Source organism: Saccharopolyspora rosea (genome assembly GCF_025643595.1).
In the GTDB taxonomy this organism is placed as follows: Bacteria; Actinomycetota; Actinomycetes; order Mycobacteriales; family Pseudonocardiaceae; genus Saccharopolyspora; species Saccharopolyspora rosea.
Genome location: NZ_CP102826.1, coordinates 5413907 through 5432046 on the forward strand (window position 1 = coordinate 5413907; position 18140 = coordinate 5432046).

At 71.1% G+C, this 18140-nt stretch carries 14 protein-coding genes and 3 tRNA genes; 5 read left to right on the plus strand and 12 right to left on the minus strand.

From position 1 onward, the window contains the following. The first annotated feature begins 5 nt into the window (after nt 1–5). The 3 genes from cofC to NV263_RS25085 are packed head-to-tail and all read left to right on the plus strand — an operon-like array spanning nt 6 to nt 3918. Nucleotides 6–647: a 2-phospho-L-lactate guanylyltransferase gene (gene cofC / locus NV263_RS25075; RefSeq protein ID WP_263249080.1), complete on the plus strand. Its 642-nt coding sequence runs from the start codon at nt 6–8 to the stop codon at nt 645–647. A 35-nt stretch (nt 648–682) separates the two neighbouring features. Further along, nucleotides 683–2941 (plus strand): RNA degradosome polyphosphate kinase, encoded by a 2259-nt coding sequence (locus NV263_RS25080; protein WP_263249081.1) that lies wholly within the window; start codon nt 683–685, stop codon nt 2939–2941. Further along, the gene (locus NV263_RS25085) at nt 2941–3918 is read left to right on the plus strand and encodes an NUDIX hydrolase (RefSeq protein WP_263249082.1); all 978 of its coding nucleotides are present in this window, start codon (nt 2941–2943) and stop codon (nt 3916–3918) included. The genes NV263_RS25080 and NV263_RS25085 overlap by 1 nt, the downstream gene beginning before the upstream one ends. A gap of 202 nt (nt 3919–4120) precedes the next feature. Here the strand turns inward: NV263_RS25085 and NV263_RS25090 are convergent, their stop codons facing one another. The 3 genes from NV263_RS25090 to leuC form a co-directional block, all read right to left on the minus strand. Next, entirely contained in the window at nt 4121–4801 is a 681-nt protein-coding gene (locus tag NV263_RS25090; RefSeq protein ID WP_263249083.1) for an HU family DNA-binding protein, read from the minus strand. Nucleotides 4802–5033: 232 nt separating this feature from the next. Beyond that, the gene (gene leuD / locus NV263_RS25095) at nt 5034–5636 is read right to left on the minus strand and encodes a 3-isopropylmalate dehydratase small subunit (RefSeq protein ID WP_263249084.1); all 603 of its coding nucleotides are present in this window, start codon (nt 5634–5636) and stop codon (nt 5034–5036) included. A 26-nt stretch (nt 5637–5662) separates the two neighbouring features. Next, nucleotides 5663–7066 carry a 3-isopropylmalate dehydratase large subunit gene (gene leuC, locus NV263_RS25100; protein ID WP_263249085.1) on the minus strand — a complete coding sequence of 468 codons (1404 nt, stop codon included), beginning with the start codon at nt 7064–7066 and terminating at the stop codon, nt 5663–5665. A gap of 88 nt (nt 7067–7154) precedes the next feature. On the opposite strand from leuC, the gene NV263_RS25105 reads away from it, so the two are divergent. After that, nucleotides 7155–7856 (plus strand): IclR family transcriptional regulator, encoded by a 702-nt coding sequence (locus tag NV263_RS25105; RefSeq protein WP_263249086.1) that lies wholly within the window; start codon nt 7155–7157, stop codon nt 7854–7856. Between the two features lie 56 nt (nt 7857–7912). Here the strand turns inward: NV263_RS25105 and NV263_RS25110 are convergent. From NV263_RS25110 to gltX, 5 genes are all read right to left on the minus strand, one after another. After that, nucleotides 7913–7985, minus strand: a tRNA-Glu gene (locus tag NV263_RS25110). Nucleotides 7986–8380: 395 nt separating this feature from the next. Further along, nucleotides 8381–8453, minus strand: a tRNA-Glu gene (locus NV263_RS25115). Between the two features lie 41 nt (nt 8454–8494). Next, nucleotides 8495–8566 (minus strand) — tRNA-Gln (locus NV263_RS25120). A gap of 156 nt (nt 8567–8722) precedes the next feature. Beyond that, nucleotides 8723–9460, minus strand: a complete 738-nt coding sequence (locus tag NV263_RS25125) for an HAD family hydrolase (protein WP_263249087.1) — start codon at nt 9458–9460, stop codon at nt 8723–8725. 82 nt (nt 9461–9542) lie between these two features. Further along, on the minus strand, nt 9543–11036 hold the full coding sequence (gene gltX / locus NV263_RS25130; RefSeq protein ID WP_263249088.1) for a glutamate--tRNA ligase: 1494 nt from the start codon (nt 11034–11036) through the stop codon (nt 9543–9545). A gap of 101 nt (nt 11037–11137) precedes the next feature. Here gltX and NV263_RS25135 point away from each other — a divergent pair, with 101 nt between their 5' ends. Continuing rightward, entirely contained in the window at nt 11138–12370 is a 1233-nt protein-coding gene (locus NV263_RS25135) for an FAD-dependent oxidoreductase (protein WP_263249089.1), read from the plus strand. A gap of 81 nt (nt 12371–12451) precedes the next feature. Here the strand turns inward: NV263_RS25135 and NV263_RS25140 are convergent, their stop codons facing one another. From NV263_RS25140 to serA, 4 genes are all read right to left on the minus strand, one after another. After that, on the minus strand, nt 12452–13234 hold the full coding sequence (locus NV263_RS25140) for a fumarylacetoacetate hydrolase family protein (protein WP_263249090.1): 783 nt from the start codon (nt 13232–13234) through the stop codon (nt 12452–12454). Between the two features lie 55 nt (nt 13235–13289). Then, nucleotides 13290–14924, minus strand: coding sequence for a citramalate synthase (gene cimA / locus NV263_RS25145; RefSeq protein ID WP_263249091.1), 1635 nt, complete (start codon nt 14922–14924; stop codon nt 13290–13292). 302 nt (nt 14925–15226) lie between these two features. Then, nucleotides 15227–16270 carry a 3-isopropylmalate dehydrogenase gene (locus NV263_RS25150; protein WP_263249092.1) on the minus strand — a complete coding sequence of 348 codons (1044 nt, stop codon included), beginning with the start codon at nt 16268–16270 and terminating at the stop codon, nt 15227–15229. 213 nt (nt 16271–16483) lie between these two features. Next, complete coding sequence (gene serA / locus NV263_RS25155) at nt 16484–18079, minus strand: phosphoglycerate dehydrogenase (RefSeq protein ID WP_263249093.1); 1596 nt, start codon at nt 18077–18079, stop codon at nt 16484–16486. Nucleotides 18080–18140 lie beyond the last annotated feature (61 nt).

Sequence of the window (18140 nt, forward strand, 5' to 3'; positions counted from 1 at the left end):
CCCCGGTGACCGCAGGATCGCACCTCCTCGTCCCGATCAAACCGTTGCGGCTGGCCAAGTCCCGGCTGCTCGGCGCCGCCGACGCCGGTCGTGGTCGGCCGGACGCGCACGCCGCGCTCGTCGCGGCCGTGGCGTTGGACACAGTGCGCGCGGCGCGGCTGGCTCCCGGAGTGGCCGAGGTCGTGGTGGTGACCTCCGATCCGGCGCTGACCGACGCGTTCGCCGCCGAGGGCGTCGAGGTGCTCGCGGACGCACCGGCCGCGGGGCTGAACGCGGCGCTGCGGCACGGCGCCGAGCTGCTGGAGCACCGGCCCGGTGTGTCGCGCATCGGCGCGTTGCAGGCGGACCTGCCCGCGCTGCGCCCCGACGAGCTCGGCGCCGCGCTGCGCGCCGCCGGGGACGAGCGGGCGTTCTGCGCGGACCGGGCTGGCACCGGCACCACGCTGCTGCTGGCCGCTCCGGGAACGCCGCTGGATCCGCGGTTCGGCCCGGGCTCGGCCGCCGCGCACGCCGCCTCCGGCGGGAAAGCCCTCGACGGCCCCTGGGACTCGCTGCGCTGCGATGTGGACACCGCGGCCGACCTCGCCGCCGCGACGGCCCTCGGCGTCGGCGTGAACACCGCGCATCGACTGCGGGAACAGGACTGACCAGCGGTCTCGCCATGTCCGCCGAATGAGCGACAATGGACGCCGTGAGCACCGACAGCAGCGATCCGGCGTCCCGGCGCAACGGCGGCTCGGCGCGGAGCCGGACGACGGGGCGGCGCGCACCGCGCCCGACCCGCCGGGCGGGCACCAGGGCAACTCCGCAGCCGACCAACGGCGAGGGCGCCCGGGTGCCGTCCGCACCTCCCGCGGTCACCCGGGCGGCGGCCAGCACCGACCTGCCCGAGGACCGCTACCTCAACCGGGAGCTGTCCTGGCTGGACTTCAACGCGCGGGTGCTGGCGATCGCCGAGGACCGGTCCCAACCGGTGCTCGAACGCGCCCGGTTCCTGGCGATCTTCGCGTCCAACCTGGACGAGTTCTACATGGTGCGGGTCGCCGGGCTGAAGCGCCGCGAGGAGACCGGCCTGTCGGTGCGCAGCGCCGACGGGCTCACCCCGCACGAGCAGCTGACCCGCATCTCGGCCCGCAACCAGGACCTGGTGGAGAAGCTGAGCCGGGTCTTCCTCGACGAACTGCTGCCCGAACTGGAGGCGCACGGCGTCCGGATCCTGCGCTGGTCCGAACTCGCCGCCGCCGACCAGGGCAGGCTCACCCGCTACTTCGAGGACCACATCTTCCCGGTGCTCACTCCGCTGGCGGTCGACCCCGCGCACCCGTTCCCCTACATTTCGGGGCTGTCGCTGAACCTGGCGGTCACCGTGGCCGATCCGGACGCGGGCATCAAGCGCTTCGCCCGGGTGAAGGTGCCGGACAACGTGCCGCGGCTGATCCGCGTGGAATCGGACCGGGAGATCGAGCACGCCACGTTCCTGCCGCTGGAGGAGCTCATCGCCGCGCACCTGGGCAAGCTGTTCCCCGGCATGCAGGTCGCCGAGCACCACATCTTCCGCGTCACCCGCAATGCCGACCTGGAAGTCGAAGAGGACCGGGACGAGGACCTGCTGCAGGCGATGGAGCGCGAGTTGGCGCGGCGCCGCTTCGGTCCCCCGGTGCGGCTCGAAGTGACCGACACGATGAGCGAGACGATGCTGGAACTCCTGCTGCGGGAGCTGGAGGTCGACCAGCACGACGTCGTCGAGGTGAAGGGACTGCTGGACCTGTCCTGCCTGTTCCAGCTGGACCGGTTGCAGCGACCGGACCTGAAGAACCCGCCCTACGTGCCCGCCACCCACCCGGCGTTCGCCGAGGGGCAGACGCCGAAGAGCATCTTCTCCACGCTGCGCGAGGGAGACGTCCTCGTGCACCACCCGTACGACTCGTTCTCCACGTCCGTGCAGCGGTTCATCGAGCAGGCCGCCGCGGATCCGCACGTGCTGGCCATCAAGCAGACGCTGTACCGGACCTCCGGCGACTCCCCGATCGTCAACGCGCTCATCGACGCCGCCGAGGCGGGCAAGCAGGTGGTGGCGCTGGTGGAGCTGAAGGCCCGCTTCGACGAGCAGGCCAACATCCAGTGGGCGCGCACGCTGGAACGCGCGGGCGTGCACGTCGTCTACGGCCTCGTGGGCCTCAAGACGCACTGCAAGACCGCGCTCGTGGTGCGCCAGGAGGGATCGACGATCCGCCGCTACTGCCACCTGGGAACCGGCAACTACAACCCGAAGACGGCGCGCATCTACGAGGATCTGGGGCTGCTGACCGCGTCCCCGGAGATCGGCGCCGACCTCACCGACCTGTTCAACGTGCTCACCGGGTACGCCCGGCACGGCGAGTACCGGCGGATCCTGGTGTCGCCGCAGGGCATCCGCAACGGCATCGTCGAACGCGTGGAGGCCGAGACCGAACTGGCCCGCCGGGGCGAGCCGTGCGGCATCCGGATGAAGGTGAACTCGCTCGTCGACGAGCAGATCATCGACGCGCTCTACCGGGCCTCGCTGGCGGGTGTTCCGGTTCGGATCGTGGTGCGCGGCATCTGCGCGCTCAAGGCCGGTGTGGAGGGGCTCAGCGACAACATCGAGGTCCGTTCCATCCTCGGGCGCTTCCTGGAGCATTCCCGCGTGTTCCACTTCGCCGGCCTCGACGAGCACTGGATCGGCAGCGCCGACATGATGCACCGCAACCTGGACCGCCGCATCGAGACCCAGGTCCGCGTCACCGATCCGAAGCTCACCGCGCAGCTCGACGAGCTGCTGGACTCCGCGTTGCACCCGTCGACGCGCTGCTGGGTGCTCAACGCCAAGGGGGACTGGGAGGCGTCCCCGCGCAGCTCCGGGGAACAGGTCCGCGACCACCAGGTGGAGATGCTCCGGCAACACGGCGCGAAGGTGTCCTGATGGGTTCGATCGAGCACGAGTCCGACCAAATCGACCAGGAAAGCCCGACCGGCCCGGTGCGCGCCGCCGGAGCCGTGCTGTGGCGGCCCGGCACCGGCGGCGAACCCGAGGTGGCGCTGGTGCACCGCCCGCGCTACGACGACTGGTCGCTGCCGAAGGGCAAGCTCGACCCCGGGGAGCTGCCGCCGCACGCCGCGGCCCGCGAGGTGGCGGAGGAAACCGGGTTCTCGTGCGTGCTCTCCCGCTACCTGACCCGGGTGGGCTACGACGTGGCCCGCGTGGACGGCGCCCGAGTGCCGAAGGTGGTGGACTACTTCGCGGCGCGCGCCGAACGCGGGGCGTTCGCCCCGAACAGCGAAGTCGACGAATTGCGCTGGACGAGTGGCGACCGGGCGCGCGAACTGCTCACCCACCCGCACGACGTGGACGTGCTCGACGCGTTCGAACGGCTTCCGCTGGACGTGGCGACGCTCTTGCTGGTGCGGCACGCGAAAGCCGGGAAACGCGCGGACTGGTCCGGGGACGACGTGTTGCGCCCGTTGACCGAAGCGGGGCGCCGCCAGCGTGACGCATTGCGTTCCCTGTTGCCGTTGTTCGGTCCGCGACGGGTCTATTCCGCGCCACGACTGCGCTGCGAACAAACCGTGGAACCGCTCGCGGCGGATCTCGGAGTGGGCATCGGGATGGAGCCGCTGCTGTCCGAGGAGGGCTTCCAGGCCGATCCGCGCGCGGGTGCCGACCGTCTCCTGCGGATCGCGTCCGGGACCGGCACGGCCGTGGTGTGCAGTCAGGGCGGGGTCATCCCGGACCTGGTCCGGCTGCTGGCCGCCGACGGCGGGCTGCGGCTGGGCGAGGTCGCCAGTCGCAAGGGGAGCGTGTGGACGCTGACGTTCCGCCGCGACCGGAACTCCGGCAACGGCACCGGACCGCGCCCGCGGCTGGCGGCCGCCGACTACCTACCCGACCCGCTGGGCTGACCGCACCAGCCCGCTGGAACGCCCTCACACGGCCGCTGATCGCCTCTCCGGCCGCCCGGCGCGAACTGGTGCGTCCGGGCGGTTCCGGGGCGTCTGCGGGCTTCTGAGGCCCGAACACGCGGAAGCGGGCGGTACCTGCCCCGTCGTGGGGTTCAGACACCGCCCGCTTCGATCCGCTGGTACTCGCTCGGGTGGCGAGCACTCACTTCTTCGTGGTCTTGCGCGTCGTGGTCTTCTTGGTGGCCGGACGCGTCGACTTGCTGGACGAAGCCTTGGCCGTGGTCTTGGCCGCGGTCTTCGGCGCCGCCTTGGCCGTGCTGGCCCGCTTGGTGGTCGCCTTCGCCGTGGTCGCCTTGGCGGTGCTCGCCTTGGCAGCCGTGGAGCGGGTGCTGCGCGACTTGGTGGCCGCGGTCTTCGCGGTGCTGGCCTTGGCGGTGCTCGCCTTGGTCGCGCCGGCCTTGGCCGTGCTGCGGGTCGCGGTGCGCGCGGCGGCCGTCTTCGACCCGGCGGTCTTGGCCGTCGTGGTGGTCTTGGCGCGCGAGCCCGCGGTGCGGGTGGTGGCACCGCGCGTGGTGGCGGCCTTGGCCGTGGTGGCGCGCGGCAGTTTCCGCTGCCCGCCGACGACTTCCTTGAACTGGGTGCCGGCGCGGAAGGCGGGGACGTTGGTCTTCTTGACCTTCACGGCCTCACCGGTGCGCGGGTTGCGAGCGGTGCGCGCGGCACGGGCGCGCTTCTCGAAAACCCCGAAGCCGGTGATGTTGACCTTCTCGCCCTTGTTGACGTTGCGGACGATGATGTCCACGACGTTTTCCACCGCCTGGCTGGCGGTCTTCTTGTCGCCGAGGCGTTCTGCCAGAGCCTCGATGAGTTGGGCCTTGTTCACTTCAGTCCCTCCCAGGACACAACAACGGCCCCGTTGGGCCGACTCAATGTCAACGGTAAAGCCCCGGATGAGCAAATGCCATTCGCCACGCCCCATTTTTTCGTTGGGGCGTCTGCGCAATCCGGGCGGCCCACGGGTCCGCGAGTGCTGTGGAGCAACTGTTCAGTTGTCCCGCGTTGGCCGCGTTTTTCCTTTCATACCAGGAAAAACGCGGCCCGCGAGGTGGCCGCGATCAGCTCGTCGCGACCGGTGTGGTGGTCGGCTTGTGGCTCGGGCGGCTCTGCTCAAAAGTGTCGATCGTCTCGGCGTGCCGCAGGGTCAGACCGATGTCGTCGAGCCCCTCCAGCAGCCGCCAGCGGGTGTAGTCGTCAACGGCGAACGACACGGTGAGGTCCTTGGCGTGCACGGTCCGCTGCTCCAGATCGACCGTGACGGCGGTGCCGGGCTCGTTCTCCAGCAGCTTCCAGAGCAGTTCCACATCGGACTGCTCGCACTCGGCGGCCAGCAGGCCCTGCTTGCCGGCGTTGCCGCGGAAGATATCGGCGAAACGGGACGAGATGACCACCCGGAACCCGTAGTCCTTCAGCGCCCAGACGGCGTGCTCGCGGGAGGATCCGGTGCCGAAGTCGGGTCCGGCGACCAGCACGCTGCCCGCCCGGAACGGCTCCTGGTTGAGGACGAAGTCCTCGTCCGAGCGCCAGGCGGCGAACAGCGCGTCCTCGAAGCCGGTGCGGGAGACCCGCTTGAGGTAGACGGCCGGGATGATCTGGTCGGTGTCCACGTTGGACCGGCGCAGCGGGACGCCGACGCCGGTGTGCGTCTTGAACGGTTCCATGTCACAGCTCCAGGTGGGTGGGGTGGTCAGTCCAGGTCCTCGGGCGAGGAGAGCGTGCCGCGCACCGCGGTGGCGGCGGCCACCAGCGGCGAGACCAGGTGGGTGCGGCCGCCCTTGCCCTGCCGTCCCTCGAAGTTGCGGTTGGAGGTGGAGGCACTGCGCTCCCCCGGCTTGAGCTGGTCCGGGTTCATGCCCAGGCACATCGAACAACCGGCCGAACGCCATTCCGCGCCCGCGGCGGTGAAAACCTCGTGCAGCCCCTCGGCTTCGGCCTGCTTGCGGACCTTCATCGAGCCGGGCACGACCAGCATCCGGACGTCCGCGGCGACCTGGCGGCCCTTGAGGATCTCCGCGGCGGACCGCAGGTCCTCGATGCGGCCGTTGGTGCAGGAGCCGAGGAAAACGGTGTCCACGGCGATCTGGCGCAGCGGCGTGCCGGGCTCCAGGCCCATGTACGCCAACGCCTTCTCGGCGGCGTAGCGCTCGCCCTCGTCGGCGATCCGCTCCGGCTCGGGGACCCGCTCGCCCAGCGGCAGACCCTGCCCCGGGTTGGTGCCCCAGGTGACGAATGGGGTCAGTTCGTCGGCGTCGAGGGTGACCTCGGCGTCGAAAACCGCGTCGTCGTCGGTGCGCAGCGTCTTCCAGTACTCGACAGCGGCGTCCCACTCGGCGCCCTGCGGCGCGTGCGGACGCCCCTTCAGGTAGGCGAAAGTGGTGTCGTCGGGCGCGATCATGCCCGCGCGGGCACCCGCTTCGATCGACATGTTGCAGATCGTCATGCGGGCTTCCATGGACAGCTGTCGCACCGCCTCGCCGCGGTACTCCAGGACGTAGCCCTGCCCGCCGCCGGTGCCGATCTTGGCGATGACGGCCAGGATGATGTCCTTGCTCGTGACGCCGGGCCGCAGCGTTCCCTCGATGTTGACGGCCATCGTCTTGAACGGCCTGAGCGGCAGCGTCTGGGTCGCGAGCACGTGCTCGACCTCGGACGTGCCGATGCCGAAGGCCAGCGCGCCGAACGCGCCGTGCGTCGAGGTGTGGCTGTCACCGCAGACGACCGTGGTGCCGGGCTGGGTCAGGCCCAGCTGCGGGCCGACGACGTGCACGATGCCCTGCTCCGCGTCGCCCATCGGGTGCAGCCGGATGCCGAACTCCTCGCAGTTGCGCCGCAGCGTCTCGACCTGGGTGCGCGACACCGGGTCGGCGATCGGCAGGTCGAGGCCGGTGGTGGGCACGTTGTGGTCCTCGGTGGCCAACGTCAGGTCGGGACGGCGCACCTCGCGACCGGCCAGCCGCAGCCCCTCGAACGCCTGCGGACTGGTGACCTCGTGCACCAGGTGCAGGTCGATGTAGAGCAGGTCGGGCTCGTGCCCCTCGCCACGGCGCACGATGTGCGCGTCCCAAACCTTCTCCGCGAGCGTTTTTCCCATCACTGCTCCCAGTCGAGCCCGGTGTGACCCGCGCCGGGTCACTCCCACAGAGTGGACTTCCCAGATGTCGGGAAGTTAGTATCGGTACGTGGGACAGCATAGCGGTATCGGCGTATTGGACAAGGCAGTGGCCGTCCTGCAGGCGGTCGCGAGCGAACCGTGCGGCCTCGCGGAGCTGTGCAGCCGCACGGGGCTGCCGCGGGCGACCGCGCACCGGCTCGCGGTCGGCCTGGAGGTGCACCGCCTGCTGCGCAGGGGGTCGGACGGGCGCTGGCGGCCGGGTGCCGCGTTGGCGGAGCTGGCGGGCGGCGCGGTCGATCCGCTGCTGGAGGCGGCGGCCACGGTGCTGCCCAAACTGCGGGACGTCACGGGCGAGAGCGTCCAGCTCTACCGCCGGGACGGCATGCAGCGCCTGTGCATCTCCAGCGCCGAGCCGCCGAGCGGGCTGCGCGACACGGTACCGGTGGGCACGGCGCTGTCGATGACGGCGGGTTCGGGCGCGAAGGTGCTCACGGCGTGGGCGGATCCGGCGACGCAGCGCGCCGTGCTCGGGGAGGCGGTCTTCGGCGAACGCACGCTCATGGAGGTGCGCCGCCGGGGCTGGGCGCAGAGCGTGGCGGAGCGCGAGTCGGGCGTGGCCAGTGTTTCGGCGCCGGTGCGCGACCAGAACGGCAACGTGGTGGCGGCCATCTCGGTGTCCGGCCCGATCGACCGCATGGGCCGCAGGCCGGGCGCCCGCTGGGCGGCGGACCTCCTCGCCGCGGCGGACGCCCTCCAGAACCGCCTGTAGGAAAACCCCGCACGCGAACGAAAAGGGCCCGGTGCCGAAACACCGGGCCCTCGACGTAGTCCCGACGGGATTTGAACCCGCGCTACCGCCTTGAGAGGGCGGCGTCCTAGGCCGCTAGACGACGGGACCGCGCTACGCCGACAACAATACACACCCCCGAAACCCCCGAAACAAGGGGGTCCCCAGAAACCAGCCCAAGCACGAGCGAAAGCCCAGAACCCCCGAAAACCCCGAATTCAGAGACCCAGCCCACAAACAAGCGAGGCGCGAAGCGCCAAGCGAAAACAACCAAGAGGACGGAAACGGACCGGACCAGACCAGACCAGACCAACCCCAGCCCGACCCGAACCCGAACCCGAACCCGAAGGCTGGTCCAAGCCCAGACCAACAAGCAACGAAAAGCGAGGAGCCAACGAAAAGCAACCCCAGCACCGTGGGGGGCATGGGGGGTTCGACCCCCCAACATGATGACGAAGCAAAAACCGGTGCGCGCACCTCAGTGCACACACCGGTCCCATTTTGCGTAGCCCCGACGGGATTTGAACCCGCGCTACCGCCTTGAGAGGGCGGCGTCCTAGGCCGCTAGACGACGGGGCCTCGGAGAGATCACCGGAGCGGAACTCCAGTGGATCCTCTCGCTGGGGTACCAGGACTCGAACCTAGACTAACTGAACCAGAATCAGTCGTGCTGCCAATTACACCATACCCCACCGGGCCTGGCGTTCGGCCGTCCTTCCCGTTCTCCCCTGGGGAGGGAGCCCGGTTCCGGACCTCCGTCCGCCGTGCTGACAAGAATATTAGACCATCCGCGCCAGGGCCCGGAAACCGCCCCCCTGCTTGTGGGGTTTTCGCAGGTGGGTGCGGGTTCAGTGGACGGCGGCGGGCACGCCGACCGGGAGGTCGCAGGCGATGAGTTCGGTCAGCCCGTGGAGGTCGCCGATCACTGCGGTGGCGCCGTCGGGCGCGCGCCCGGTGCTTCGGCGGTCGAGCCAGACGCCGTGCATGCCGGCGCGGGCGGCGCCGCGGGCGTCGGTGTCGAGGCGGTCGCCGACGTGCACGACTTCGCCGGGTTCGACGCCGAGCGCGGCGGCCGCGGTGGCGAAGATGCGCGGGTGGGGTTTGGCGACGCCGACTTCTTCGGAGATGACGACGGCGTCGAAGGCGTCGGCCAGGCCGAGGGCGGCGATCTTCTCGCGCTGGTAGGGGCCGGCGGCATTGGTCACGGCGGCCAGCCGGAGCCCGGCGGCGCGCAGCCACTCCAGGCACGGCAGGACGTCGTCGAAGAGCCGCCACGCGCGGCGCATCGCGCACATGCGGCGGGATTCCCGGCGGGCGGCCTCGGCGTCGTCGAGTTGTTCGCCGAAGGCCGCGAAGAAGGCCCGGGTGCGTTCGACGCACATCGCGTCGAAGTCGAGTTCGCCGGCGACGAACCGCGCGTAGTACCGGTCGGTGGTGCGGCGCCACACCGGCCAGGCGCGGTCGTTGCCGACGAGTTCGCGCAAGCCCTGCCTGGACGCGCTCTCGGCGTCGAGGAGCGTGTCGTCGACGTCCAGGCAGACGGCCTTGATGCGGAAGTGCTGGGAGTCCTCAGGGGCGGATGTCACCCCGCGAGGCTAGGCGTTGACGGGGCGCGTCCGACTCGGCCAACGCGGTGATCCTCGCCGGACACGCTCCGTCGTGTTCACATCAGCCGAGTGCGTTTCGCAGGCGCCGCAAGGAGGTGTCGCGTCCGAGCAGTTCCATGGACTCGTACAGCGGCGGCGAGACGGTGCGCCCGGTGACGGCGACGCGCACCGGCGCGAACGCCTTGCGGGGCTTGATCCCCAGGCCGTCCACGACGGAATCCTTGAGCGCCTTCTCGATGTCCGCGGCCGTCCACTCGGGCAGCGCCGCCAGCGCGGTGACGGCGGCCTCCAGGACGGGCTTGGCGTCTTCGCCGAGGGCCTTCTGCGCGGAGGCTTCCTCCGGGGCGAAGTCGTTGCCCGCGAACAGGAATCCCATCATGCCGACCGCGTCGGAGAGCACGACGAGGCGTTCCTGCACCAGCGGTGCCGCCGCGCGCACGGTCGCCAGCTGCTCCTCGGTGGGCTCGGCGGGCAGCACGCCGCCCTGGACCAGGTAGGGCACGATGCGGGCGACGAAGTCGTCCGGAGCCAGGGCGCGCAGGTGCGCGGCGTTGATCGCCTCGGCCTTCTTCAGGTCGAACCGCGCGGGGTTGGCGCTGACCCGTCCGATGTCGAAGGACTCGACCATCTCGTCGAGGGTGAACACGTCGCGGTCGTCGGAGAGGGACCAGCCGAGCAGCGCGAGGTAGTTCAGCAGCCCCTCGGGCAGGAAACCGCGGTCGCGGTGGTGGAACAGGTTCGACTGCGGGTCGCGCTTGGACAGCTTGCGGTTGCCCTCGCCCATGACGAACGGCAGGTGCCCGAACGCCGGGACGAAGTCGGTGATGCCGACGCGGACCATGGCTTCGTAGAGGGCGATCTGGCGCGGGGTGGAGGACAGCAGGTCCTCGCCGCGCAGCACGTGCGTGATGCGCATGAGCGCGTCGTCGACCGGGTTGGTCAACGTGTAGAGCGGATCTCCGTTGCCGCGCACCAGCACCGGGTCGGGCACCGTCCCGGCCTTGAAGGTGATCTCGCCGCGGACGAGGTCGGTGAAGGTGATGTCGCGGTCGGGCATGCGCAGCCGCAGCACGGCGTTGCGGCCTTCGGCGCGGAAGGCGGCCTTGCGCTCCTCGGTGAGGTCGCGGTCGGCGTTGTCGTAGCCGAGCTTGGGGTCGCGGCCGGCGGCGCGGTGCCGCTGCTCGATCTCCTCGGGCGTGGAGAACGATTCGTAGAGCTCGCCCGCTTCGAGCAGCCGCCGCGCGACGTCGTCGTAGATGTCGCGGCGTTCGCTCTGCCGGTAGGGGCCGTGCTCGCCACCGACCTCGGGCCCCTCGTCCCAGTCGAGGCCCAACCAGCGCAGCGCGTCGAGGATGGCCTGGTAGGACTCCTCGGTGTCGCGCGCGGCGTCGGTGTCCTCGATGCGGAACACCAGGGCGCCCTGGTGGTGCCGGGCGAACGCCCAGTTGAACAGGGCGGTGCGGATCATGCCGACGTGCGGGGTGCCGGTCGGCGAGGGGCAGAACCGGGCGCGCACCGGCCCGGTGGCAGCTGCTGCGGCTTCTGGCGTGCTCATAACAGTTTCAGCGTAGCCACTGGTCCGGCACCGTTGACGAGCGAGTCCGGGAGGAGCATGCTGGACCTTATTCAACATTCGTTGAAATTGGAGGGACCGCGATGGAGCGAACCACCTGCTGCGTGGTCGGTGGGGGTCCGGCCGGGATGGTGCTCGGGCTGCTGCTCGCCCGGTCCGGCGTCGACGTCACCGTCCTGGAGAAGCACGGCGACTTCCTGCGCGACTTCCGCGGCGACACGGTGCACCCGACGACCCTGCAACTGCTCGACGACCTCGGCCTGGCCGAGCGGTTCGCCGCCCTCCCGCAGCGGCGCATCCAGCAGGTGCGGTTGCCCATCGGCCCCGGCGGGGAGCTGTTCACCTTCGGCGACTTCGGCCTGCTGCCGATCAAGTACAACTACATCGCCATGGTCCCGCAGTGGGACTTCCTCGACCTGCTCGCCGCCGAGGGCGCCCGCGAACCGCACTTCACGCTGCGGATGAACACCGAGGCCGTGGGGCTGGTCCGGGAACGCGGGCGGGTCAACGGCGTCCGCTACCGCACCGCCGACGGCACGGCCGGCGAACTGCGCGCCACCATCACCGTCGCCTGCGACGGCCGGAAGTCGTTCGTGCGCGCGCTGCCGGAACTCGGGCTGCGCGACTTCCCGACGCCGATGGACGTCCGGTGGTTCCGGGTGCCGCGCCGCGACGGCGACCCCGAGGGGGTGTTCGCGATGATCCACAATGGATCGTTCCGGCTCTTCCTCGACCGCGGCGACTACTTCCAGGCGGCGTGGATCATCCCCAAGGGCTCCGACGCGGCCGGGCGTTCCGGTCCGGTCGAGGAGTTCAACCGCTCGCTCGTGGCGAGCGCTCCGTGGCTGGACGACGGGCGCCCGCTGGTGGCCGACTGGGACGACGTGAAGCTCCTCCACGTCACCCAGGACCGGCTGCGCCGCTGGCACGTCCCGGGACTGCTGTGCATCGGCGACGCGGCGCACGCCATGTCCCCGGTCGGCGGCGTGGGCATCAACCTGGCGGTGCAGGACGCCGTGGCGGCCGCCCGCCACCTGGCGGGGCCGCTGCGCGAGGGGCGGCTGCGGCGCGAGCACGTCGCGGCGGTGCAGCGGCGCAGGATGCCGACGACGGTCCTGCTCCAGCGGCTGCAACGGATGATCCACGACAACGTCGTGGCCCCGGCGCTGCGCGGGGACATCGACTTCGGTGCCACGGCGCGCATCCCGCTGCCGCTGCGGGTGGCCGACAGCATCCCGTGGCTGCGCCGGATCCCGCCCTACTTCCTCGCCTACGGCGCGATGCGCGAACGCCCGCCCGCGCAAGCCCTCCGCTGACGCGCGACGGCCCGCTCCGGTCGGAGCGGGCCGTCGCGGTGCGCCAGGTTTCCTGCACCGGAAAGGCGCAGCTGCGGGCGCTCAGGCTTCCTGCACCGGGTTGGTGAGGGTGCCCAGTCCGTCGATGGAGACCGAGACCTTCTGGCCCGCCTTCATCGGGCCGACTCCCGCCGGGGTGCCGGTGAGGATCACGTCACCGGGCAGCAGCGTCATGATCCGCGAGATCCACGACACGAGCGCGCCGACGTCGTGCAGCAGCAGCGAGGTGCGGGAGTCCTGCTTGATCTCGCCGTCGAGTTCGGTGCGCACCGCCACGTCGGCCGGGTCCAGGGCGGTGTCGATCCACGGACCCAGCGGGCAGAACGTGTCGTAGCCCTTGGCGCGCGTCCACTGCCCGTCGGCCTGCTGCTGGTCGCGAGCGGTGACGTCGTTGGCGATGGTGTAGCCGAGCAGCACGTCGTTGCCGCGCGCCTCCGGGACGTCCTTGCACGGGCGGCCGACGACCGCGGCGAGTTCGCCCTCGAAGTCGACCCGTTCGGAGTTCGGCGGCAGCTTGATCGGCGCGTTCGGCCCGATCACGGCCGTGGACGGCTTCATGAAGATCACCGGGTTCTCCGGCGGTTCACCACCCATCTCGCGCGCGTGCTCGGCGTAGTTCTTGCCGACGCAGATCACCTTGGTGGGCAGGATCGGCGCGAGCAGCCGGACGTCGGCCATCGGCCACTTGCGCCCGGTGAACGTCGGCTCGCCGAAGGGGTGCTGGTCGATCTCGACCGCGAGCACCTTCTCCTGCGGCGCGGCCGGATCCGGTTCCAGAGCGACGAACGACACCCCGTCGGAGTGGGCGACACGTGCCAGGCGCAAGACGACCTCCGTACTCGAAAGTGGACCGTCCCAGCGTAACCGCCGGGCGGCGGCGTCATCCGCGGGCGCTCACGGCGTCGCTGCGCAGCGCTTTGAACGCCAGGGCGTCGCACAGCGCCAGCCAGCTGGCCTCGACGATGTTGCCGTCGACGCCGACGGTGGTCCACTCGTCGGCCCCGTCGCGGGTCTCCACCAGGACGCGGGTGACGGCGTCGGTGCCGGAGGCGTCGGTGAGGATGCGGACCTTGTAGTCGGCGAGTTCGACGTCCTGCAACCACGGCAGGCGCGGCACGAGCGCCTCGCGCAGCGCGGCGTCGAGCGCGTTGACCGGCCCGTTGCCCTCCGCGGTGGCGATGACGCGCTCGCCGCCCACGTGCACCTTGACGGTCGCCTCGGACACGACCAGCCCGTCCGAGCGGTGGTCCAGCACCACTCGGTAGGACTCCAGCTCGAACGGGGCGTCGACCGCCTCGCCGCCGCCGACGGCCGCCAGCTCCCGGCGCAGCAGCAGTTCCAGCGACGCGTCGGCGGCTTCGAAGGACCAGCCGCGCGCCTCCAGCTCCTTGACGCGCCGCACCGCGCCGGTCACCGCCTCGGGCTCCGAGGCGAGGTCCACGCCCAGTTCGGCCCCCTTGAGCTCCAGGCTGGCGCGCCCGGCCATCTCGGTGACGAGCACCCGCATGTCGTTGCCGACCACGGCCGGGTCGATGTGGTTGTACAGCTCGGGGTCCACTTTGATCGCGCTGGCGTGCAGCCCGGCCTTGTGCGCGAAGGTCGAGTGCCCGACGTAGGGCTGGTGGGTGTCCGGGGAGAGGTTGGCGATCTCGGCCAGCGCGTGCGACACGCGCGTCAGTTCGGCGAGCCCGCCTTCCGGCAGCACCGGCATGTCGAGCTTGGTCGCGAGGTTGCCGACGACCGCGAACAGGTCGGCGTTGCCCGCGCGTTCCCCGTAGCCGTTGGCGGTGCACTGCACGTGCGTCGCACCGGCCTGCACGGCGGCGACGCTGTTGGCCACCGCGCACGCGGTGTCGTCCTGGCAGTGGATGCCGATGCGGAAACCGGTGCGGGCCACGACCTCGCCGACGGTCTCGGCGAGCTCCAGCGGCAACTGGCCGCCGTTGGTGTCGCAGAGCACGGCGACGTCCGCGCCTGCTCCGACGGCGGCTTCCAGCACCCGCAGCGCGGTGTCCGGGTCGTGGGCGTAGCCGTCGAAGAAGTGCTCGGCGTCGAGGAACACCCGGCGCCCCTCGGAGACCAGCAGCCGCACCGTGTCGGCGACCATCGCGCAGTTCTCGGCGACGTCGGTGCGCAGCGCCCGCTCGATGTGCCGCAGGTCGGACTTGGCCACCAGCGTCACCACCGGCGCCTGGGAGTCCAGCAGCGCCCGCACCTGCGGGTCCTCCTCGACCCGGACTCCGGCGCGGCGGGTGGAGCCGAAGGCCACCAGCGCGGCGTGCCGGAGGTCGAGTTCCTCGGCGGCGCGGTGGAAGAACTCGGTGTCCTTGGGCAGCGCACCGGGCCAGCCGCCCTCGATGAAGCCGACGCCGAGCGAGTCGAGCAGCCGGGCGACCGCCAGCTTGTCGGTGACCGAGTAGGAAATCCCCTCGCGCTGGGCGCCGTCGCGCAGGGTCGTGTCGTAGACGTGGAACTCGTCGCCCAGGGGCGTTCCCGCCGGGGTGGTGCGCGTCACTGGTCTTCTCCCGTCGGCATCGGTGGATGTGCCTGTGGTCGTGCAGCGGTCGGCGGACGACCGGCCCCGGGCAACAAAAAAGACCCCCCGCGGATGCGAGAGGTCAGCGCGCCGGGACCGCGGAGTCTGCTACCCGACGCGCCTGCCGATAATGATCTCGCTGCGGAAGGCCACGCGCCCATGCTGCCACAACGCTTCCGGGTACCAGCAGTTGACCCCGGGCTCCCACCATGCGGACGGGTGAACGAGCGACGAGGGCGCCTCCCCGGGCCGGGGAGGCGCCCTCGTCGCCAGAACAGCCGCTACGCCTGCGGAGCCACCTCGCGGGAGGAGACCAGCGCCGCCAGGCGGTCGCCGATGGCGTGCGTGGCACCCGGCGCCGAGTGGTCGCGGGTGGCGAGGTCGAACGCCACCGACGCCTCGACGCGCCGCGCCGCCTCGGTCAGCCCGACGTGGTCGAGCAGCATGGACACCGACAGCACCGCGGCGGTCGGGTCCGCCACGCCCTGCCCGGCGATGTCCGGGGCGCTGCCGTGCACCGGCTCGAACATGCTCGGGTTGCGGCGGGTGGCGTCGATGTTGCCGCTGGCCGCCAGCCCGATGCCGCCGGTGATCGCACCGGCCAGGTCGGTGATGATGTCGCCGAACAGGTTGTCGGTGACGATCACGTCGAACCGGGCCGGGTCGGTGACCATGTGGATCGTGGTCGCGTCCACGTGCTGGTAGGCCACCGTGACGTCCGGGTACTGCAGCGAGACCTCCTCGACGACCCGCGACCACAGCGACCCGGCGTGCGTGAGCACGTTGGTCTTGTGCACCAGCGTCAGGTGCTTGCGCGGACGCGCCGCTGCGCGCGCGAACGCGTCGCGCACCACGCGCTCGACGCCGAACGCGGTGTTGATGCTGACCTCGGTGGCGATCTCGTGCGTGGTGTCCTTGCGCAGCAGGCCGCCGTTGCCCGCGTACGGGCCCTCGGTGCCCTCGCGCACCACCACCATGTCGATCTCACCGGGGTCCGCCACCGGGCTCTTGACGCCCGGGTACAGCCGCGCCGGGCGCAGGTTCACGTGGTGGTCGAGCTCGAAGCGCAGCCGCAGCAGCAGGCCGCGCTCCAGGATGCCGCTGGGCACCGACGGGTCGCCCACCGCGCCGAGCAGGATCGCGTCGTGCTGCCGGAGCTCGCCCAGCACGGACTCCGGCAGGAGCTCCCCGGTCGCGTGCCACCGGGCGGCCCCCAGGTCGTAACGAGTGATCTCGGTATCCGGGACGACCTCACCGAGGACCTTGAGGGCCTCGGCCACCACCTCCGGCCCGATCCCGTCACCGGGGATCACAGCGAGCCGCATCTACACACCTCCCGAGAATCACCCCGAACCGCGGGGCTCGAACTGTTGGCAGAAGGCTACCGGGCCGGTCACCTCAGCAGGCACGCCGGACCCACCAAGTGGTTGATCCTTCTCGCCAGGTGGACACCCGTTCGGGCTACCACGAGCCAGTCAATCGGAACACGAGAAAGGGTCCCGCCCGGAAACCGGACGGGACCCTCTCACCCGAAAGGATTACTCAAAGCTGACGGTGCGCACGATCCGCGCCCCCACCGCGGCGCCGATCGGCTCCAGCACCCCGGCCTCCACGGGACGGTCGACGCGCAGCAGCATGATCGCGTCCGAGCGCTCGGTGGTCTGGCTGACCGTGGCGGCCTCGATGTTCACCCCGACCTCGCCGAGCAGCGTGCCGACCTTGCCCATCACGCCCGGGCGGTCCGGGTACTCCAGCAGCAGCACGTTGCCCTCGGCGCGCAGGTCGAAGTGGCGGCCGTTGACCTCGACCAGCTTCTCCACCTGGTTCGGACCGGACAGCGCACCGGAGACCACCGCGCTGCGCCCGTCCGGCAGACCGGCGCGCACCGACACGACGCTGCGGTGGTTCGGGCTCTCCGAAGAGGTCCGCACGTCCACCTGCACGCCCAGCTCCTCAGCGAGCTGCGGCGCGTTGACGAAGGTCACCTGGCTCTCCACCGCGCCGGAGAACACCCCGCGCAGGGCGGCCAGCTGCAGCACCGAGACGTCCTCGTCGGCCAGCTCGCCGCGCGCCTCGATGGTCACCGAGCTCGGCGTGCCGCCGGCCAGCGCCGCGAGCAGCTGGCCCAGCTTCTGGGTCAGCGGCAGGTACGGCCGCACCTCCTCGCCGACCGCGCCGCCCTGCACGTTGACCGCGTCCGGCACGAAGTCGCCGCGCAGCGCCAGCAGCACCGACTTGGCGACGTCGGTGCCCGCCCGGTCCTGCGCCTCCGAGGTGGACGCGCCCAGGTGCGGGGTGACCACGACGTTGGGCAGCTCGAACAGCGGGCTGGAGGTCATCGGCTCGGTCTTGAACACGTCGATGCCCGCGCCGCCGATGTTGCCGTTGCGCAGCGCGTCGACCAGCGCGTCCTCGTCGATCAGCCCGCCGCGGGCGGCGTTGACGACGATGAGGCCGGGCTTGGCCTTCTTCAGCTCCTCGGCGCCGATGAGGCCGAGCGTCTCGGCGGTCTTGGGCAGGTGGATGGAGATCGCGTCCGAGCGCTGCAACAGCTCGTCCAGGCTGACGAGCTCGATGCCGAGCTGGCCCGCCCGCGCCGGCGACACGTAGGGGTCGTAGGCGATGAGCTTGGTGCCGAACGCGGCCACGCGCTGGGCGAACAGCTGCCCGATCTTGCCGAGACCGACGACACCGATCGTCTTGCCGTTCAGCTCGGTGCCGGTGAAGGAACTGCGCTTCCACTCGCCGCCGCGCAGGCTCGCGTCGGCCGCCGCGACGTTGCGGGCGACCGCGAGCAGCAGGGCCATCGCGTGCTCGGCGGCGGAGACGATGTTGGACGTCGGAGCGTTGACGACCATGACACCGCGCTCGGTGGCCGCGGGCACCTCGACGTTGTCCAGGCCCACCCCGGCGCGCGCCACGACCTTGAGCTTGCTGCTCGCGGCGAGCACCTCGGCGTCGACCTTGGTGGCGGAGCGGACCAGCAGCGCGTCGGCCTCGGACACGGCGTCGAGCAGCGCAGGCCGGTCGGTACCGTCGACGTGGCGGACCTCGACCTCGTCCCCGAGGGCGTCGATCACGGACGGTGCCAGCTTCTCGGCGATCAGGACGACGGGGCGGCTTGCGTTGGTCACGGGCGCTCCAGAGGGGAAGATCACGGTCTGTGCAGGGGCACGACGTTGTGTCCCGGACGAG